This window comes from Frankia sp. CgMI4 (assembly GCF_001756285.1).
GTDB lineage: Bacteria > Actinomycetota > Actinomycetes > Frankiales > Frankiaceae > Frankia > Frankia casuarinae.
Genome location: NZ_MAQZ01000046.1, coordinates 56,625 through 75,198, shown reverse-complemented (window position 1 = coordinate 75,198; position 18,574 = coordinate 56,625). Strand labels below are relative to the sequence as shown.

Annotated in this window: 14 protein-coding genes; 10 read left to right on the top strand and 4 right to left on the bottom strand. The window is 71.7% G+C overall.

Annotated elements, in window-relative coordinates; genetic code table 11:
- Window positions 1-322 precede the first annotated feature (322 nt).
- The 4 genes from Manayef4_RS04945 to Manayef4_RS04930 all read left to right on the top strand — a co-directional run bounded on the left by Manayef4_RS04945 (window position 323) and on the right by Manayef4_RS04930 (window position 5,724).
- On the top strand, window positions 323-2,224 hold the full coding sequence (locus Manayef4_RS04945) for an amino acid transporter (protein WP_070130791.1): 1,902 nt from the start codon (window positions 323-325) through the stop codon (window positions 2,222-2,224).
- A gap of 113 nt (window positions 2,225-2,337) precedes the next feature.
- Window positions 2,338-2,973 (top strand): TetR family transcriptional regulator, encoded by a 636-nt coding sequence (locus tag Manayef4_RS04940; RefSeq protein WP_011436810.1) that lies wholly within the window; start codon window positions 2,338-2,340, stop codon window positions 2,971-2,973.
- Window positions 2,974-3,092: 119 nt separating this feature from the next.
- On the top strand, window positions 3,093-5,264 hold the full coding sequence (locus Manayef4_RS04935; protein ID WP_070130790.1) for an ATP-binding protein: 2,172 nt from the start codon (window positions 3,093-3,095) through the stop codon (window positions 5,262-5,264).
- Window positions 5,265-5,331: 67 nt separating this feature from the next.
- Window positions 5,332-5,724 carry a DUF2237 domain-containing protein gene (locus tag Manayef4_RS04930; protein WP_070130789.1) on the top strand — a complete coding sequence of 131 codons (393 nt, stop codon included), beginning with the start codon at window positions 5,332-5,334 and terminating at the stop codon, window positions 5,722-5,724.
- A gap of 47 nt (window positions 5,725-5,771) precedes the next feature.
- Here Manayef4_RS04930 and Manayef4_RS04925 read toward each other — a convergent pair whose 3' ends face one another.
- Complete coding sequence (locus Manayef4_RS04925; RefSeq protein ID WP_011436807.1) at window positions 5,772-6,707, bottom strand: sulfotransferase; 936 nt, start codon at window positions 6,705-6,707, stop codon at window positions 5,772-5,774.
- 177 nt (window positions 6,708-6,884) lie between these two features.
- Here Manayef4_RS04925 and Manayef4_RS04920 point away from each other — a divergent pair, with 177 nt between their 5' ends.
- Window positions 6,885-7,811 carry a hypothetical protein gene (locus tag Manayef4_RS04920; RefSeq protein ID WP_070130788.1) on the top strand — a complete coding sequence of 309 codons (927 nt, stop codon included), beginning with the start codon at window positions 6,885-6,887 and terminating at the stop codon, window positions 7,809-7,811.
- 159 nt (window positions 7,812-7,970) lie between these two features.
- On the opposite strand, the gene Manayef4_RS04915 is transcribed toward Manayef4_RS04920, so the two are convergent.
- Complete coding sequence (locus tag Manayef4_RS04915) at window positions 7,971-8,480, bottom strand: ester cyclase (protein ID WP_070130787.1); 510 nt, start codon at window positions 8,478-8,480, stop codon at window positions 7,971-7,973.
- A gap of 354 nt (window positions 8,481-8,834) precedes the next feature.
- Here Manayef4_RS04915 and Manayef4_RS04910 point away from each other — a divergent pair, with 354 nt between their 5' ends.
- Together Manayef4_RS04910 and Manayef4_RS04905 are read left to right on the top strand one after the other, a co-directional pair.
- Entirely contained in the window at window positions 8,835-10,076 is a 1,242-nt protein-coding gene (locus tag Manayef4_RS04910) for an XdhC/CoxI family protein (RefSeq protein ID WP_070130828.1), read from the top strand.
- A gap of 219 nt (window positions 10,077-10,295) precedes the next feature.
- Entirely contained in the window at window positions 10,296-11,342 is a 1,047-nt protein-coding gene (locus Manayef4_RS04905) for an LLM class F420-dependent oxidoreductase (RefSeq protein WP_070130827.1), read from the top strand.
- Between the two features lie 179 nt (window positions 11,343-11,521).
- Here Manayef4_RS04905 and Manayef4_RS04900 read toward each other — a convergent pair whose 3' ends face one another.
- On the bottom strand, window positions 11,522-13,579 hold the full coding sequence (locus Manayef4_RS04900) for a glycosyltransferase family 39 protein (protein WP_070130786.1): 2,058 nt from the start codon (window positions 13,577-13,579) through the stop codon (window positions 11,522-11,524).
- Window positions 13,580-13,783: 204 nt separating this feature from the next.
- On the opposite strand from Manayef4_RS04900, the gene Manayef4_RS04895 reads away from it, so the two are divergent.
- Window positions 13,784-15,148, top strand: coding sequence for a hypothetical protein (locus Manayef4_RS04895; RefSeq protein WP_070130785.1), 1,365 nt, complete (start codon window positions 13,784-13,786; stop codon window positions 15,146-15,148).
- Between the two features lie 197 nt (window positions 15,149-15,345).
- On the top strand, window positions 15,346-16,623 hold the full coding sequence (locus tag Manayef4_RS04890) for a DMT family transporter (RefSeq protein ID WP_011436800.1): 1,278 nt from the start codon (window positions 15,346-15,348) through the stop codon (window positions 16,621-16,623).
- On the opposite strand, the gene Manayef4_RS04885 is transcribed toward Manayef4_RS04890, so the two are convergent.
- Complete coding sequence (locus Manayef4_RS04885; protein WP_070130784.1) at window positions 16,611-17,267, bottom strand: ceramidase domain-containing protein; 657 nt, start codon at window positions 17,265-17,267, stop codon at window positions 16,611-16,613. The two genes, Manayef4_RS04890 and Manayef4_RS04885, sit on opposite strands and share 13 nt — an antisense overlap.
- 342 nt (window positions 17,268-17,609) lie before the next feature.
- Here Manayef4_RS04885 and Manayef4_RS04880 point away from each other — a divergent pair, with 342 nt between their 5' ends.
- A complete protein-coding gene (locus tag Manayef4_RS04880; protein WP_070130783.1) occupies window positions 17,610-18,464 on the top strand; it encodes a hypothetical protein in 855 nt (284 codons plus the stop codon).
- Window positions 18,465-18,574 lie beyond the last annotated feature (110 nt).

Genomic DNA, 18,574 nt, shown 5'->3' with positions numbered 1-18,574 from the left:
CGGACATCCAAGGACGCTGTGGGAGAGTCGGCGTGGCGCGCATCGAAGCGGCGTCCGGTTCATCCGCGAGGTCCGGCCGGCTACCTGCCGCGGCAGCCCAGGGCGATGCCGTGATGCTCGTGGGATGACGCCTGTGGGATGTTGTCGGGGTGTGGGGGATGCTCGGCAGGCCGGTCCGCGCCCACGTTCCCACGGCCCGGTTGTTCCCGCTCCCGGCGGGAGAGGTGTCCCTGCGGCGAGCGCCGTCCGGAAGGTGTGTCCCGCGTTGGCCRTCACCGAGCACGAACAGCGTTCTTCCAGCCCCCGTCGCCTGCGTTCCTGGATGCTGGAGGGCGCCGATCGGGCGCAGCGGCATGCCGGCCCGCATGCCGCGCCGTCCGGCGAGTACAGGCTGCACCCGTGGTGGCGGGTGATGTGCCTGACCGGTGTCGACTACTTCTCCACGCTCGGCTACCAGCCGGGCATCGCGGCGCTGGCGGCCGGGAGCGTCAGCCCGATCGCGACCGTCGTGCTGGTGGCGGTGACGCTGTTCGGCGCGTTGCCGGTCTACCGGCGGGTCGCCGGGGAGAGCCCCCACGGGGAGGGCTCCATSGCGATGTTGGAGAAGGAGCTGTCCTGGTGGAAGGGCAAGCTTCTCGTCTTGGTGCTGCTCGGCTTCGCGTGCACCGACTTTCTCATCACGGTGACGCTGTCCGCGGCCGACGCGACCGCGCACATCCTGGAAAACCCCTACGCCCCTTCGGTGCTGGCGGGCCATCGGGTGGTGGTGACACTGGTCCTGCTGGCGCTGCTCGGCGGGATCTTCCTGATGGGCTTCACCGAGGCCGTCGGCATCGCCGTCGTGCTCGTCGTCGCCTATCTGGCGCTCAACGCGGTGGTCGTGGCCACCTCCCTCGGCCGGGTCGCGGCCCATCCCCGCGTCTTCGACAACTGGCACGCGCTGCTGGTCAGCGAGCATCCCAACCCGCTGCTGCTGGTCGGTTTCGCGCTGATCATCTTTCCGAAGCTGGCGCTGGGCCTGTCCGGATTCGAGACGGGGGTCGCGGTGATGCCGCTGATCCGGGGCGGACCGGGCGACAGCGAGGAGAACCCGCTCGGGCGCATCCGCGACACCCGCAGGCTGCTCACCACCGCCGCGGGCATCATGGCGGTGTTCCTCATCACCAGCAGTTTCAGCACGACGCTACTCATCCCGGAGAAGGACTTCGCCGCTGGCGGCCCCGCCAACGGCCGGGCGCTGGCCTACCTCGCCCACCAGGAGCTCGGCGCCGTCTTCGGCACCGTCTACGACGTCAGCACGATCCTGATCCTCTGGTTCGCCGGCGCGTCGGCGCTGGCCGGGCTGCTCAACCTCGTTCCCCGCTACCTGCCGCGTTACGGCATGGCGCCGCACTGGGCCCGGGCGGTGCGCCCGCTGGTGGTCGTGTTCACCCTGATCGGCTTCCTGGTGACCGTCGTGTTCCGGGCCAGCGTCGACAAGCAGGGCGGGGCGTACGCCACCGGGGTCCTCGTCCTGATCACCTCCGCGTCGCTGGCGGTCACCCTGTCCGCGGCCCGTCGCGGCCGGCGCCGGCTGGCGGTCGCCTACGGCGCCATCGCGGTGGTCTTCATCTACACGACCATCGCCAACATCATCGAACGGCCGGACGGTCTGATCATCGGCTCGATCTTCATCATCGCCATCATCGCGGTATCGTTCATGTCCCGGGCGGTGCGTTCTCTGGAGCTGCGGGTGACCGGGGTGCGCCTTGACCCGGCGGCCGCCTGCTGGGTCGGCGAGGCCGCCGCTAGCGGATCACTGCATCTCGTCGCCAACGAGCTCGACGTCGGCGACGCCGCGGAGTACCGGGACAAGATCCGCAAGGTCCGCGAGGAGCTGTACGTCCCGGCGGGCGTGCCGTTGCTGTTCATCGAGGTGGAGGTGCCGGACTCCTCCGAGTTCGAACGCRAGCTCGAGGTGCGGAGCGAACAGCGCCACGGCTACCGGGTCCTGCGCGTCACCAGCACCTCGGTGCCGAACGCCATCGCCGCCCTGCTACTCCACCTGCGCGACACCACCGGGGTGCGCCCGCACGTCTACTTCGAGTGGACCGAGGGCAATCCGCTGCTCAACCTCATGCGCTTCCTGTTCTTCGGGGTCGGTGAGGTCGCCACCGTCACCCGCGAGGTGCTGCGGGAGGCCGAGAGCGACCCGCGGCGGCGCCCCTTCGTCCACGTCGCGTAGCGTCCCGTTGTTCCCGTTGTTCCCGTTGTTCCCGTTGTTCCCGTTGTTCCCGGGCCCGGCGGCCGGTGCCGTCCGTCCCGGCGGGGCGGATCAGCCCTTGCTAGATTGATCGAATGTGCGAGCCCGCCGGCCGGCGTGAGCGCAAGAAGCGGCGCACCCACGACGCGCTGTCCGCGGCGGCCATCGCGCTGTTCCTCGACCGCGGCTTCGGTGCGGTGTCGGTGGCGGAGGTCGCAGCGGCGGCCGGGGTGTCGAAGCCGACGCTGTTCACCTACTTCACGAGCAAGGAGGACCTGGTCCTGCACCGGATCCTCGACCATCGTGGGGAGTTCGCCCGGGTGGTGGCGCAGCGCCCGGCGGGCAGTTCGCCGCTGGCCGCCATCGAGGAACATCTCGCCGCCGGGCTCGAGCGYCGGGAGCCGGTCACCGGTCTGAACGACGACCGCGAGGTGCTCGCCTACCACGGCATGGTCTTCTCCACCCCGAGTCTGCTCGGCAGGCTGGCCCAGCACACCGGGCAGGATGAGGATGCCCTCGCCGCCGCGCTGGCCGCGGCGGTGCCGGCGGCCGGCGAGCTCGCGGCCCGGCTGGCTGCCGCGCAGATCATCGCCGTCCGGCGGGTGCTGGCCCGGGAGAACTGGGCCCGGCTGGGGGAGGGACGGTCCGCCGCGCAGGTGTTCCCGGACGCGCTTGCCGCCGCGCATCAGGCGTTCCGCGCCCTGCGGCGTGCCCTCCCCGACTACGCCTGAGTGCCTGCCATGTCCTGACTGTTCCTTCATGATCGCGGGTTGCGGCGGGGAGTGCCGCCTTCGTCCGGATAGTATTCCTTACCGAGTTAAGAAAGGGGTGCTCGGTGATGATTGACGGCATGAACGCCGAACCGGATGCGGATCCGGTCGACCTGGCCGTCGATGTGGCTGTCGATGTGGCCGGACCGGACGCGGAGCTGGCCGCGGAACGCGAGCACCTCCGGCGCAGCCGGCGGGCGCTGGCGGGGATGCGGGCCGAGGTCGAGGGAACGGAGATTGCCGCGGGCGACGCGGTCGTGGACAAGGTGACGAACGCCTACCTGAAGCTGGCGAAGCAACGGCGGCTCGCCAGCTTCACCGAGCAGGAGCATTCGACGCCGCTGTTCTTCGGCCGGGTCGACTACGGGCCCGACGCGCCCCGGGTCCCCGGCCAGCGCTTCTACCTCGGGCGGCGGCACGTGCGCGAGGCTGCCGGGGACGATCCGCTGGTCGTCGACTGGCGCACCGAGGTCGCCCGGCCGTTCTACCGGGCGCATCCGGGCGACCCGATGGGGCTCACGGTCCGACGCAGGTTCGGCTACGACGGGGCGGAGCTCACCGCGTTCGAGGACGAACCGCTCATCCCCCGCCGCTCGGGGGCGGGGACGGCGGCGGGAGAGCCGGCGGCGGCGGGAGAGCCGGCGGGGGAGGCGACCGGGCCGGCCGGCGACCTGCTGGACCGGGAGATCGAACGGCCCCGCACCGGGCCGATGCGCGACATCATTGCGACGATCCAACCCGAGCAGGACGAGATCGTCCGGGCGGATCTCGCCGTGAGCGTGTGCGTCCAGGGCGCCCCGGGGACGGGAAAGACCGCCGTGGGGCTGCACCGGGCCGCCTATCTGCTCTACGCCCACCGTGAGCAGCTGCGGCGCTGCGGGGTACTCGTCGTCGGCCCCAACCGCGCCTTCCTCGGCTACATCGCCGCGGTGCTGCCCTCCCTCGGGGAGTTCACGGTGCGGCACAGCACCCTCGACGACGTGGTGGGCGCGGTCGCCGTGCGCGGCACGGACCCCGACGACGTGGCCGCGCTCAAGGGCGACGCCCGGATGGCGACGGTGATCCGTCGGGCGTTGCACGGGGCGATCCKCCCGCCCACCCGGCCGGTCTCCGTGGACACCCGGGTCGGCCGGTGGACGGTCGGCGCCGACGAGTTCGTGGACCTGGCCGCCGACCTGATCGCGCAGCTGGGCGCGGGCGCGTTGCGCTACGGTACCGCCCGGGCACGCCTGGCCGGCCGGATCGCCGAGTCTGTCCGTCGCCGGGCCGAGGCGAGCGGACACTTCTTCACCGACGGGGCGCTGCGCACCCTCGCCCGCGGCCGGGCCGTCCGCGAGGCCGTCGAGGCGGTCTGGCCGCGGGCCGACGCGCCGGGCCTGGTGCACCGCCTGCTCACCGACCCGGCGTTCCTGGCGTCGGCGGCCGACGGGGTGCTCACCGACGACGAACAGCGCCTGCTGCTGACCGGCGCACCGCGGGGCGGGGTCCGGACGGCGCGCTGGTCGCTCGCCGACGCGTTCTGCGTCGATGAGGCCCGGGACCTCATCGAGAGCGGACCGGGCTTCGGGCACGTGATCATCGACGAGGCGCAGGACCTCTCCGCGATGCAGTGCCGCGCGCTCGGCCGCCGCTGCGCGGACGGCTCCGCCACCGTCCTCGGGGACATCGCCCAGGGCACCACCAGCTGGGCCGCGACCTCGTGGCCGACGTTGCTGGCCCATCTCGGCAAACCCACGGCGCACCTGGAGGTGCTGACCCGCGGTTACCGGGTGCCCGCGGAGATCCTCGACTTCGCGAACCGGCTCCTGCGCCACATCGCCCCGGATCTGCGTCCGGCGACCTCGGCGCGGACCACGCGCGGCGCGCTGACGACGGCCCCAACCACCCCGCAGGGGCTCACCGCCGCGGTGGTCGACCACACCCGCCGGACCCTGCCGCACCCCGGCTCGCTGGCGATCATCGTCGCCGACCGGGAGGTGGCGGCACTCGCGGCGGCGCTGGACGCCGCGCGGCTGCCGATGCCGATCGTCCCGCTCGACGGGGACACCCCACCCGGGCGGGCCTGCCTCGTGCCCGCCTCGCTCGCCAAGGGACTGGAGTTCGACCATGTCATCGTGGTGGAACCCGCCGCGATCGTGGCGGGTGAGGCGTGGCTGTTGCAGGGGTTGCGCCGGCTCTATGTCGTCCTCACCCGCGCCGTGAGCGCCCTCACCGTCGTGCACGCCGACGCGCTGCCCGCACAGCTGCGGTGAGCGACCTCGCGGGCCCGATCCGGGTGGTTGCCGTGTCGCCACCGGACGRGTGGGAGAAACTGTCGATGTGGCAGATGAACGGAACGTTCTCGGTGGGGAACTGGAGCCCTGCGGCACCGATCCGGTGACCGGCTTCTACCRCGACGGGTGCTGCAGCACCGGTCCGGAGGATCTCGGTAGCCATACCGTGTGCGCGGTGGTCACCACCGAGTTCCTACGGCACCAGCGGCAGGTCGGCAACGACCTGTCGACGCCCCGACCCGAGTACTCCTTCCCCGGCCTGCGCCCGGGTGACCGCTGGTGCGTGGTCGCGGTACGGTGGCTGCAGGCCTATGAGGCGGGGGCCGCCGCGCCTGTCGTGCTGGCCTCGACGCACGAACGCGCCCTGGAGGTCATCCCGCTGGAGGCGCTGCGCGCCCACGCCGTTGACGTGCCCGCCGACCCACGATCACTCGGCTGACCTCGGCCGGCCCCGCCGGTCGCCGGCCCTGTCAGTCGATGATCTCGTCAGTCGATGATCTCGGGTTCGAGGCCCACGGTGAGCCAGTCGACGTAGGACAGGCCGGTGATCTCTTCGAGGCGGGCGATGTCGTCGACGAAGTACGGCAGCACGGCGCGGTGCTGCTCGGCGGTGAGCTTCGGGCGTCCGCCCTTCTGCCGCTGCAACGCGGTGAGCAGCGGACCGCGGAAGGTCCTGCGCGCGGGAACCGGGAAGTGGTGCCCGATCCGCCCGCCGGTGCGTAGCGCCGCGCGCAGCACGCTGTTCACGGGGGTGTCCGCGACGAACGGCGTGACGTTCTCGGCGGGCACCAGGTCCACCAGACCCGTCTCGACGCCGAGGAACTCGCAGACCCGGTCCAGCGTGGCGGCGGGGGAGTCGCGCAGGTCCCGGTAGCGCAGCAGCAGGACCTGGTCGCGGGAGAACAGGGTGAACAGATGGCTGAGCTGCTCCCCGTACAGGCCGAGGGAGACGTAGTGCCAGAACTGGGCCCAGCCGGCGTCCCGGCGCTCACGCTCCAGAGCACAGGCCCGGACGAAGTCACGTTCCGACTCCAGCCCCGCCGCCCACAGATGGGTCCAGTTCGAATGTGCGCGGTCGACCGGGTTGCGCAGCATGACGATGATCCGCGCCTTCGGCAGGAGCCGCCTGATCCGGTTCTGGGCGTCCAGGTCGTAGAGGTAGAACGGAGTGACCTCGCCCTTGAGCGTCCCCGCCGGAGCGGCATCGAACAGCGCTTCGTAGTCGGCCCGCCGCCACACGTGCTCCTGGTACGTCTGGGCGTCACCGGGGCCGCCCCGGGCCGGCGGCGGCCCCTGCGACAGGAAGAACTTCGGCTCCTTCACCGACGGGAGGAACAGCGCCGGGTGTCGGACGAGTGCCGCGTGCAGCGCCGTCGTTCCGGCTTTCGGCACGCCGATCACGAGGAAGTCGGGAAGGGCCATATGACGGGCGCTCCTGGACGACTGGGGTCGGTAAGCGACTGGGGTCGGTGGGCGGCCCCGGGGTACGTACCTCGCATACTCCAGTAATCCGACCGGGGACCTCAAGATAGTAGCGGTCAGGGCAGGACGGCGTGAACGGAACGTTCGTCATCCTTACCCGGCCGGTAGGGTTGCCGCGTGGTAGTGAGCAAACAGCACTTGGCGGCGACGGCCGTACCGCTCCCCGGGCTGAGGCCCGCCGTGACCGTGGTCGCGCCGCCCGGTGACGGCCCGGGGTACTGGGCCGGCGCGCCGTGCGCCATCGCGGTGGGCGGCGTATTTTACCTGGCCTATCGGCTGCGCCGTCCCGTTGGGATCGGCCGGGGCTTCGGCGTCGTCATCGCCCGCTCCACCGACGGGGAGAACTTCACCGAGATCGCCGTCGTGCCCCGGGACCCGTTCGGAGCCGAGAGCCTGGAGCGGCCCGCTCTGGTGGTGACCCCGCAGGGATCATGGCGGCTCTATGTGAGCTGCGCGGCTGCGGGCAGCCCGCACTGGTGGGTGGACCTGCTGGAGGCCGACGACCCCGCGGCGTTCGACCCGGCCCGCCGCCGTACCGTCCTGCCCGGCGATCCGGCCRGCCTCGCCGTCAAGGACCCGGTCGTGGTCCATTACGACGGGCAGTGGCATCTGTGGGCCTCCTGCCATCTGCTCGACGACCCGCTGGCGACGGACCGGATGGACAGCCGCCACGCCACGAGCCCGGACGGCGTGACCTGGACCTGGACTGGAACGGCGCTGGCGCCCCGCCCCGGCTGCTGGGACGCCCGCGGCGTGCGGATCAGTTCCGTGCTCACGGGCGGCTCCCAGCCGGTCGCCCTGTACGACGGTCGGGCCACCGCGGCRGAGAACTGGGCGGAACGCACCGGTCTCGCCGTCGGGGTGACCGTCGACCGGTTCCACGCGGTCGGCACCGAGCCGGTCGCGGTCTGTCCGGACGGGGACGGCGCCCTGCGCTACGTCAGCGTGGTCGAGCTCCCGGACGGCGGCCGGCGGCTGTACTACGAGGCCTCCCGGCCGGACGGCAGCCACGAGCTGCGCACGGAGCTGCATCCGGCCCCCTGAGCCGCCCCCGGTGCCCTGAACGCCGCCGTTTTGCCTGGTTGGCGGCATCCTGGCGGGGATGCTGCCGGTTTTAGGGAGGGGTCGCGTTTGAGGGGCCGGGTTCAGGGAGAGGTGTGGCGGCGCTCGCGACGAGGGCGTGCCCTGCCCGCGGATTTTGGGTCAGGCGATGGCCGCTCGGATGGGTTCGCGGTCGGTCAGGCCCACGCCGCCGCGCGGAGCGTCGGTCTCCCCCTTCATCTGACGGAAGATCGAGTCGTTGTCCCAGTACGCGCGCTCGGCAATGATTTTGCCCGGTTCCTGGCCRCTGAAGATGTAGAGCACAACGCCTTCGAAACGAACCGGACGACCCCGAGGGRCAATGCCGGCGAACTCGCCCTGATGTGTCCCTACCAGGGTCACCTCTCGCCAGGAGTAACCGGGGAGGTCGTATTCTCCGGTAACAGTGATGATGAAGTCCGGTAGGGCAAGGGCGAGCATTTCGTAGAAGTCCTGCACACCGCGGATGCCTTCGTAGCGGGCGTTCATCGGGACGACGTCGTAGAAGGCACGCTCGTCGCGCAGGAAGGTGTCGTAGACCTTCTCCCAATCCTTGGCGTTCTCCTGGCGGATGTGCTCCTCGATGGTCGCGCGCTGCCAGGAGATACGTTCCTCGGTAGCAATAGTGGTCATGGTCTCGGTTTCCTGGTCCTTCTCGTAGAAGGAGAATTCGTTGCGGATTCATCGTACGACAGGTCTGGACGCGGAACAGTTCGGCTCTTCGAATTACGGTGGATGTCGTAATTAGGCGGACACGCGTGGCGGGGCGGCTTGGGTTGCGGGATGCAGCCAGCAGGGCCGGGTGGATCGGGACACGGCGTTGCGGCGTCCGCCATGCTGGAGCGGAACGTGCCGCCCGCACCGGTGATGATCGCGACTGTCAGGTCCCTGTGCGGCCCTTGCCGGCTTCTATCGTGACGGGTGACGCCAGGGCTCGGGGGCGCGCGTGCCCGCGGGTTCGCCCGGTCGGCGGGGGAGGTGGGGGTGGTGCGCGAGATCGCCGGCACCCTGCGCCGGTGGCGGGCGGCGGGCACCGCGTTCGCGGTGGCCACGGTCGTCGATGTCCGGGGCAGCGCGCCGCGCCAGCCGGGCGCGGCGATGGCTGTGGCTGCCGATGGCGAGGTCGTCGGCAGTGTGTCCGGCGGCTGCGTGGAGGGCGCCGTGTACGAGGCGGCCGCCGAGGTGGTCCGCACGGGGACGCCGGCCTTCGAGACCTATGGGATCCGCGATGACGACGTGGCCGCCGTCGGACTTACCTGCGGCGGCGTCATCGATCTGGTTGTTACGCCGCACCTGCCGCACCTGCCGGACGTGTCWGATCTGTCGCCCCCGCCGGGTCAGTCGGACCCGGGGCCATTGCCGCTCGACGCGGTCCTTGCGGCGATCGCCGCCGACGAGCCGGTGGCGCTGCTGACCGTGGTCGGTGGCGAGCGGCTGGGCAGCCAGGTCGCGGTGTGGCCGGAGCGGACCGCCGGTTCGTTCGGTTCGTCCGGGTGCGAGGTGACCGGGTGCGAGGTGACCGGGTGCGAGGTGACCGGGTGCGAGGTGACCGGGTGCGAGGTGACCGCGGTCGACGACGCCCGTGGCATGCTCGCGGCCGGGCTCAGCGGCCTGCGTCACTACGGTCTCCACGGGCAGGGGGGTCTCCACGGGCAGGGGCGACTCGACGCGGTACCGGTGTTCGTCTGTTCGTTCGCGCCRCCGCCGCGGATGCTGGTCTTCGGGGCGATCGACTACGCCGCCGCGGTGGTCCGCATCGGGCGTTTCCTCGGTTACCGGGTGACGGTGTGCGACGCGCGGCCGGTCTTCGCCACTCCTCGCCGTTTCCCCGACGCCCACGAGGTGGTATGCGAGCGACCGGCGGCGTTCCTCGCCCGCACCGAGGTCGACGCGCGCACGGTGATCTGCGTCCTCACCCACGACCCCAGATTCGACCTCCCGGTGCTGCGCGCGGCGCTGCGCTCCCCGGCCGGATACGTCGGGGCGATGGGGTCGCGGCGCACCCACGCCGACCGGCTGCGCAGGCTGCGCGAGGACGGGGTGAGCGAGTCCGACCTGGCCCGGCTGCGCTCACCCATCGGACTGGATCTGGGTGCGCGCACGCCCGAGGAGACGGCCGTCTCCATCGCCGCGGAAATCATCCAGAACCGGTGGGGCGGGAGTGGCCGCCCGTTGCGAGCCACCCGCGGCCGCATCCACGCCGAATCCGGTGATCGCCGAATCCGGTGATCCCGGCGGTGCCGCGGACGGACGCCCGAGGACAGCAAGATAATCAACGGTGTTGACGAGCATCCACACCCAAGATCATAAAAAACAAGATCATAAAAGAACAAAGCAACGCTCCCAGCCCCGGTCGGTGGTGCCTGAGTCGCGGCCAGAGTCAAACTCGGGGGTGAGACGCCAGGGTCGAAGGGGCCGTGGCGGGAGCCGGCCGGAGGAGTGGCGTACGTGCGTATCGCGATGTCGCTGGGGTACAGCGGAGGTTTCGAGGAGACCGTCTCGGGGCTCGCCGACTACGAGAAGGCCGGGCTCCAGGTCGTCCAGGTCGCCGAGGCCTACAGCTTCGACGCGGTCAGCCAGCTGGGGTTCCTCGCCGCCCGGACCTCACGCGTCGAGATCGCCTCGGGGATCATGCAGCTCTACACGCGCACCCCGAGCCTCATCGCGATGACCGCCGCGGGCCTCGACTTCGTCTCGCGCGGGCGGTTCACCCTCGGGATCGGCGCGTCGGGGCCGCAGGTCATYGAGGGTTTCCACGGCGTCCCCTACGATGCCCCGCTGGGCCGGACCCGCGAGACCATCGAGATCTGCCGGAAGGTCTGGCGCCGGGAGGTCCTCGAGTACCACGGCCATCACTACGACATCCCGCTCACCGCGGGGCGGGGGACCGGCCTCGGCAAGCCCTTGAAGATCATTAATCGACCGGTGCGGGACCGGATCCCGATCGTGCTGGCCGCGCTCGGTCCGAAGAACGTCGAGCTCGCCGCCGAGCTCGCCGAGGGTTGGATGCCCGCCTTCTACCTGCCGGACAGCGCGGACGAGGTGTGGGGCGAGGCGGTGCGGGCCGGTACGGCCAAGCGGGACCCGGCGCTCGGCACCCTGGACGTCTGGGYCGGGGCGTCCCTGGCCGTCGGCGACGACGTCACCGCGCTGCGCGACACCGACCGGCCGCAGCTCGCGCTGTACATGGGGGGCATGGGCGCGCGGGGCCGCAACTTCTACAACGACCTGGCTCACCGCTACGGCTACGCCGCGGAGGCGAAGCTTGTCCAGGACCTCTACCTCGCGGGTCGTAAGGAGGAAGCCGCCGCCGCGGTGCCGGCCGGCCTGCTGGAGAGGCTCTCCCTGATCGGGCCGCGCGGCTGGGTGGCCGAACGGCTCGCCGTGTTCGCGGAGTCCGGGGTCACGACGCTCGCCGTCAATCCGGTGGCGCCGACGCACCTGGAGCGGGTGCGTCTCATCGAGCAGATCCGCGAGCTCGCCGACGGCCTGTGAGGTGCCGACGGCCCGCGGCGACCCGTGCGGGGMGGCGAGCCGCGACGGCCCCGGCGGAACCGCCCTGCCCCTGATGCTGCCCTGCCCCTTGTGCCGTCCTCGACTTGTGCCCTCCTCGACTTGTGCCCTCCTCGACTTGTGCCGTCCTCGWCTTGTGCCGTCCTCGGCACATCGTGTGATCAGCTCATGCCGGACGTGGTGAGGTCGTAGACCGTCTGCCCGCCGACCGTGGTGGCGGTGAAATGCGCCGCCACCCAGGCGGCGATCTCGTTGCCAGAGGTGGAGTTCCGCCCCCCGCCCATCCCGGTCCCGCCGGCAACGAAGTAGTGGATCTTGCCTTCGCTGACCCACTGCTCGAACTGCGCCAGCGTCGGTGCCGGGTCGCTGCCGTCCCATCCGCCGATCGCGATGACCGCCTTACCGCTGCTGAGCTCCAGCTCGGCGGCGGTGGTCGCACCGCCGGTGGTGGCGGCAGCCCAGGTCGTGGTGCTCGTCCTGAGCAGCGCGACCAGAGCCGTGCTCCCCGTGCCCCTTGCCACCGGCGAGTCGCTGGAGGAAGCGGAGGAACCGCTGGACGAGCCGCTGGACGAGCTCGGTGGGGTTCCACCCGGAGCGCCGGAGGGCAGGCCGCCGCCCGCCGCGGCCCCGCCCGGCCCACCCCCGGCGCCGCCGGCCGTGGCGGCCACCGCGGGACCGGAGATCGGGATGGAGCCGCTGTGCGGGTTCGCCGCGGTGGCAAGCGCATAGGCCGAGGTGCCTGCCGAGGCGCTGATCACGGTCGCTGCCGCGAGCACGGCGGTGATCCTGGTGAGCCGGGCGGCACCGGCCACCAGCGCGACGGCCACCAGCACGCTCGCCGGGAGGATGATCCAGCGCAGCACGGGCAGCCAGGAGGCCACCCGGTCCAGCAGGACGAAGCCCCACAGCCCGGTCACCGCGATCATCGCGGCCAGGGTGGCGCGGTGCGAGATCCGCGCCCGTCCACGCCAGCACACGGTTCCACCGGACGCGACGAGCGCGGCGACGGCGGGGGCGAGGGCGACCGTGTAGTAGGGGTGGGTGATGYCGCTCATGAAGCTGAACACCAACCCGCTGACCAGCAGCCAACCGCCCCAGAGCACGAGCGCAGCCCGGGTCGGGTCGGTGCGCGGCGTCCGCCGGGTGAACCACAGGCCGGCCACGAGAACGATCAGCGCGGCGGGCAGCAGCCAGGAGATCTCCGCCCCCATGCTCGCCCCGAACAGCCGGGTGAYGCCGGTGGCGCCACCGAAACCGGTAGTCATACCCCCACCCCCGCCACCGCTGGCGCCACCACCGGCGGAGCCACCGAAGATGCGGCCGAGGCCGTTGTAGCCGATCGCGAGCTCCAGCAGGCTGTTGTTGGTGGAGCCGCCGATGTAGGGGCGTGACGAGGCCGGCCACAGCTCGACCAGGGCGAGGTACCAGCCGGCCGAGACGACGATCGCGGCCACGGCGCCGGCGAGGTGCGCGAGCCGTCGGCGCAGACCGGTCGGCGCGGCCGTCAGGTACACCAGGCTGAGGGCCGGGACGACCAGGAACGCCTGCGCCATCTTGGTGAGGAAGCCGAAGCCCACGCAGGTGCCGGCCAGCAGCAGCCACCGCAGGCTCGCCCGTTCGGTGGCCCGGACCGTGCAGTAGGCGGCGGCGACGAGCAGCAGCACCAGCAGCGCGTCCGGGTTGTTGAACCGGAACATCAGCACCGCGACCGGGGTCAGCGCGAAGGCGGCGCCGGCGAGCAGGCCAGCGGCGGCACCGGAGGTCCGGCGCACCGTGGCATACAGCAGCCCCACCGCGGCGACGCCCTCCAGCGCCTGCGGTGCCAGCACGGTCCAGCTCGAGAACCCGAAGGCCCGGGCGAACAGACCGKAGACCCACAGCGAGGCCGGCGGTTTATCGACCGTGATGGCGTTGCCGKAGTCCAGCGAGCCGAACAGCAGCGCCTTCCAGCTGTGCGTGGCCGCCTGGGTGGCGGCGGCGTAGAAGCCGTTGCCGTAGCCGGACGCGCTGAGGTCCCACAGGTAGAGGACCGCAGTCGCCGCCAGCAGGGCCAGCAGCGACGGCCGGATCCACGCGGGGTCGCCGGCCGGGCCGCGTACCAGGCGGCCGATCCGGCCGCGGGGCCGGGAAGGCGGGGGCGGACCGGATGGGTGGCCCGCGGGATGCCGCACGGGCACGTCCGCGTCGGGTGCGTTCACGAGGGGGGAAACGATGGTCATCTCGAAGGCCGTCTCGGGACCGGGAAGTACGTCATGGGTAGACGATCGGTCCGGCGGCTTCGCGGATCCTGTGCCCTTACTGTGTGAATCCTGTGCGCTACGCGGATCCTGTGCCTTTACTGTGCGGGCCCCGTGCCCTGTGTTGTGCCTGTCCGGGTGCGGCATGCGCCGAGATGACTCTTACGTCACGGTAGAGTTGTCGGCGTGAGCGGATCGCGGTGGGCGTATCCTGACGGCCCCGCCGTCACCGACGGTCTGACCATCGGTGCCACGCGTGAGCATATCGCGGCGGCTCCAGCGGCGGATCTACCGGCGGCCGATCCGTACCCGTCCCGGTCCCGCGGCCGGATCAACGCGCTGTGGACGATCGTCGACCAGGTCGTGTCCAGTGGCACCAACGCGGCGATCAACTTCATCATCGCCCGCCGGGTCGACCCGACCGAGTTCGGTGCGTTCGCGATTGCCTACACGATCTTCGCGATCGTCGTCGGCCTGTCGCGCGCCRCTGCCACGGCGCCCCTGGGGATCAGCTATGCTGCCGCCGCCCCAGCCGCGTTCCGCACCGCCGCTCGCGCCGCGTCCGGCCTGGCCCTGGTACTCGGTGCCGTCGTGGGCGCCGGCCTGATGGCGGTCGGTGGCGTCCTCAAGGGCGTGGTCGGGACGAACCTGATCGCGATGGGTGTGGTCATGCCGGCCCTGCTGGTGCAGGATGCCTGGCGCTACACGTCGTTCGCCCAGGGACGTCCCCTCCGCGCCGTCGTCAACGATCTCGTCTGGGCTGCCGGGATGGGCGTGGGCATCGTCCTGCTGGCCATCGGCGGGCCGGATGCGGCCGGCGGCGCGCCGGTGATGGTCCTCGTCTGGGGTGCCGCCGCGGCGCTGGCCGTGCTGGTCGGCATCGGGCAGCATCGGGTCTGGCCCGMCCCGCGGCGGGCGCTCGCCTGGTTCACTGGTCACCGCGAGACGACCGGCTTCATGACCGCCGAGTTCGTGACGGTCCAGGGGGCGCAGCAGACGTCGACTCTGATCATCGCCGCGGTCGGCTCGCCGGCGCTCGTCGGTGCTCTGCGCGGTCTGCAGACCCTGCTCGCCCCCACGACGAACCTGGCCGTCGCGTTGATGAGCTTCGCGATCCCCGAGTTCGCCCGCCGCAGGGGTGCCCCGGCCCGTCGGATCATCCGCGCCGCCTACGTCGTGTCCGCGCTGGTGGTCGCCTCCAGCGTGCTGTGGACCCTCATCTTCCTGATCCTCCCCGACGATTTCGGGACGGCCCTGCTGGGCGATACCTGGAGCCAGACCCATGAACTCCTTCTCCTCGCGATGATCGCGCAGGCCGGGCCGGCGCTGGCGGTGGGACCGGCCGCCGTGCTCTACGCCTTCGGCCGGACCAGACTCACCTTCTGGATCAATCTTTTCTTCACGCCCTTCCTGCTCGCCGGCCCGGTCACGGGCCTTCTCCTCGGCGGAGCCAAAGGGGTGATCATCGGTAACATCATTGTGTTCTGGGCGACGATCCCGCCCTGGATTTACCAGCTCCACAAGCAGGCCCATGCCGTCGACCGTGGGTGACCTCCCCGCCCGCGCGGATTCCCGAGCCCGGGCGTGGTACCCGGCGGCGGACGAAGGTGGGGGCCCGGCCGGGGTCATTTCCCTGATCTTGGATCTGGCAGGCATGATGAGCGGGATCTGAACGGCCGGACCGCACCGGGCCGGGCGTGTGAGGCCCTGACCTTCCCCGGGAAGGTACATCGCGGGATCGAGGGGGAGTGGCGACCTATCTGCTCGGCCTTGGTTCCGCGGTGTGTTTCGCGGTGGCCGCGGTGATCCAGCAGCGGGTTGCCTTCCGGGCGCCGCCCGATGAYGTCCTGCGGCTGCGGCTGCTGCTGTGGTTGGTGCGGCGACCGTGGTGGGATGTCGGGGTCGCCGTCGCGGTGATCGGCAGTGTGCTGGCCGCGGCGGCGCTGAGCCGGGGCGCGGTGGCCCTCGTCGAATCCCTGCAGATCTGCCAGCTACTGTTCGCCCTGCCGCTCGCCGCCCTGCTGGCGCAGCGGGCGGTGCCGCGCCGCGACTGGGCGGCGGCCGCGGCGACGGCCAGTGGCCTCGTGCTCTTCCTGATCGCCGGAGATCCGCATCCGGGCGATCCGGGGGCCGTCTCGACGTTCGGCTGGGTCCTCGCCGGCGCGGTGGTCGGCGGGCTGGTGTGCGGTGCGGTGTGGGGGACGCGGCGGCTCGCCGCCGCCCGGCGGGCCCCGATGCTGGCCACGGCCGTGGGCCTGCTGTCCGCGACGCAGGCCGCCCTGACCAGCAGCATCGGTCACCTGCTGACCACCCGCGGGATCGATGCGGTCCTGGTGTCCTGGCAGCCCTGGTCGGTCGTGGCCACGGCGATCGTCGGTGCGTTGCTGCTGCAGAGCGCCTACGAGATGGCCCCGCTGCCGGCGTCGCTGCCCGCCGCGGTGAGCAGCGAGCCGCTGGCCGGGGTGGTGATCGGGGTGGCCCTGCTGGGCGGCGACCTGCGGCTGGCGCCCCTCGCGTTGGTCGGTGAGGTGCTCGGCCTGGCCGTGATGGTCACGGGTGTCCGTACGCTGGCGACGTCTCCGCTGATCACCGGGCAGATGTCGCGGCTGGTAGCGAGGCAGGCCCAGGGGCGGCTGTCCCGGCTGGAGGAACAGGTGCACCATGACCTGGAACGGCTGCGCGCCGACCTGCGCCGCAGCCGGCGGGCCGGCGTCCCGGGGCCGGCGTTGCGCCGCGCGCGTCGCCGGCTGCGCCGGGACCTCGACCGCATCGGCGCGGAGCTGGCGAGCCTCGTGGACGAACGGCACCGGTTCGACGATCGGATGCGGCCGGTCGCCGGGCAGGTGGGCTCGAACGGGTCCCGATCGGGGGAGCGGGGCCTGCTGGGGGACGACGCCGTGCCGGAAAGGGAACTGCTCGCCGCGCGACGTGCTCTCGACACCCGGGCGGACGAGCTTCGCCGGCGGGCGGATCGACTGCGCGGTGAGGCCGGTGCCGTCCTGGCTCAGAGGAATCATGCGCGATAGTCAGTCGACCGGGACCTGCCCGCGGGCGTGGCCGGGAGCCGAGTATCACCAGCCTCGGCGAGTGAGTGCCAGCGGCGCGCGAGGGCGCGGCCGACCACGAAGATCAGCAGCTCGGTGAGCAGGTGCCAGATGAAGTGCGTGCCGATCGGGAAGGACCCGCAGGCCTCCTCGTCGATCGTGCGGGCGAGCAGGCCTGCCGCGAACACCCCGGCGGCCGTCGCGAAGTCCCGCCAGTACCTGGACCGGTCCTCATGGTGTGACCCGTACAGTGCCACGGTCAGCCCGATCATGAGCAGCAACACCRGCACGTACGGTGCGGAACGGTTGGGGATCTGGCTGCCGAGGAGGGCGATGAACGCGGCGGTCACACAGGCGAACCCGGCCACGCCGGCCAGGCACCACGTCCAAGGCAGCCGGTAGAACCAACGCAGGAAACTTCCGACATAGATGAACACGAACAGGCCGATGGGCGCGATGTCCAGAACCTGGGCCCACCTGGTCGCCAGCGTGTGGAACGCGAAGCTGCCGACCCCGATCAGCACCGCGAGCGGCGGCATGAACGCGACGCTGGCCGGCACGCCGCTATGGCGCCGCAGGAGGCGCCATAGCGCGAACGCCGCGGTGAGATACGCGAGGTTGCTCACCGCGTCGAACTGCCGGACCGCGTTGTACGCCCCGGCCCCGGCGCCTGCCTGGTGCGGCGGCAGGTTGTGGGCGGCGCGGCCGCGGCGAGCGTTGGCCAGATGGCGGCGTTGGCTGTCCCGACCAGCCCGGCGCCCACCAGAAACACGGCGACCGGCGAAGTCAAGCCCTGCTGGCCTACCAAGGGCTGACCTGCGACGCTGTGTCGCTGGGCGGCATGCCAGCGATCAATGGCCCTATCCGCCCAGTCCATTGTGACTACACGCCCTGGCGTGCAAGGCTGCACAGCGATCTTGTGCGACAACCAGGGTTGTCGTTGCAGTGGCGACAACTATGGTTGTCGCATGGCGGACGATGCGCTCATGGCCACGCTCGGCGAGTTGGCGGACGCGAGCGAACGCGCACGGTCGATCGAAGCGGAGATTCGGACACTCGCGGCGCGGGCGGCGGCCGAGGGCGCGAGCTACGGGGACATCGGCCGCGCTCTGGGGATCACGCGGCAAGGAGCGCGCAAGCGGTTCCCGCGCCTGGTCGCCACCCCACCTGTAGCGACAACCTCCGTTGTCGCTACAGCGGCGCCGGCTGGAAGCCGACCCCCGGAGGATCTCATCGGCGGACCGCCAGCCTCGACGCCAGAGGCGACAACCGTCGTTGTCGCGCCCGGGGCGGCGGCAGACTCCGTGGCTCCGGCGAAACGACCGACCGGCAAGCCAGAACGGACACCGGCCCCGTCCGCGCCTCGCACAGGTTCGACAACCACAGTTGTCGAGCGTGCGGGCGCATCCACGGCGGACCGAACCGGCGGCCCGGAGGATGCCGCCGGGCGGCCCGCCACCTCCCGGCGGCAGAAGGCGGCGGACCAGCCGCGTGCGCGGGCAGGCTCGCTGCCGTCCGCGATGGATGCTGCGGTGGCCGCTGTCGCGGCCATGACCGAGGACACCGGATACACCCTGGTACGGATCGAGACCGGCTACCGCGTCCTCGTCGATGGCGTGGAGTCCGGCACCCTGCGCCCCGACTACACGGGCACCACGAGGAACCGGCCGCGCGGATGGCTCCCGAAGGCTCCCGGTCTCGTCTCCGTCTTCCCGCCAGGACGCAGCTACCGGACTCGCGACGAAGCCGTCACGCACCTCCTTGCCGACCTGCGCCACCAGGGGGRGCAGCGGCGAGGCAGGCAGAGGAAGCCGCGGCTATGACCGAAGGTGGGAGTGGTCGGGCAGATGCCGACCGCTCCCACCTCGGGAAGGCGGACGACGGACCGCCTTTGCGGCGCTGAGGTCCGGTCTCGGTCCGCGTGGGAAGTCGG

Coding starts and splice junctions, on each gene's coding strand:
- Manayef4_RS04925 (WP_011436807.1), bottom strand. CDS start 6,707: ATGGCCCTTCCCGACTTCCTCGTGATCGGCGTGCCGAAAGCCGGAACG.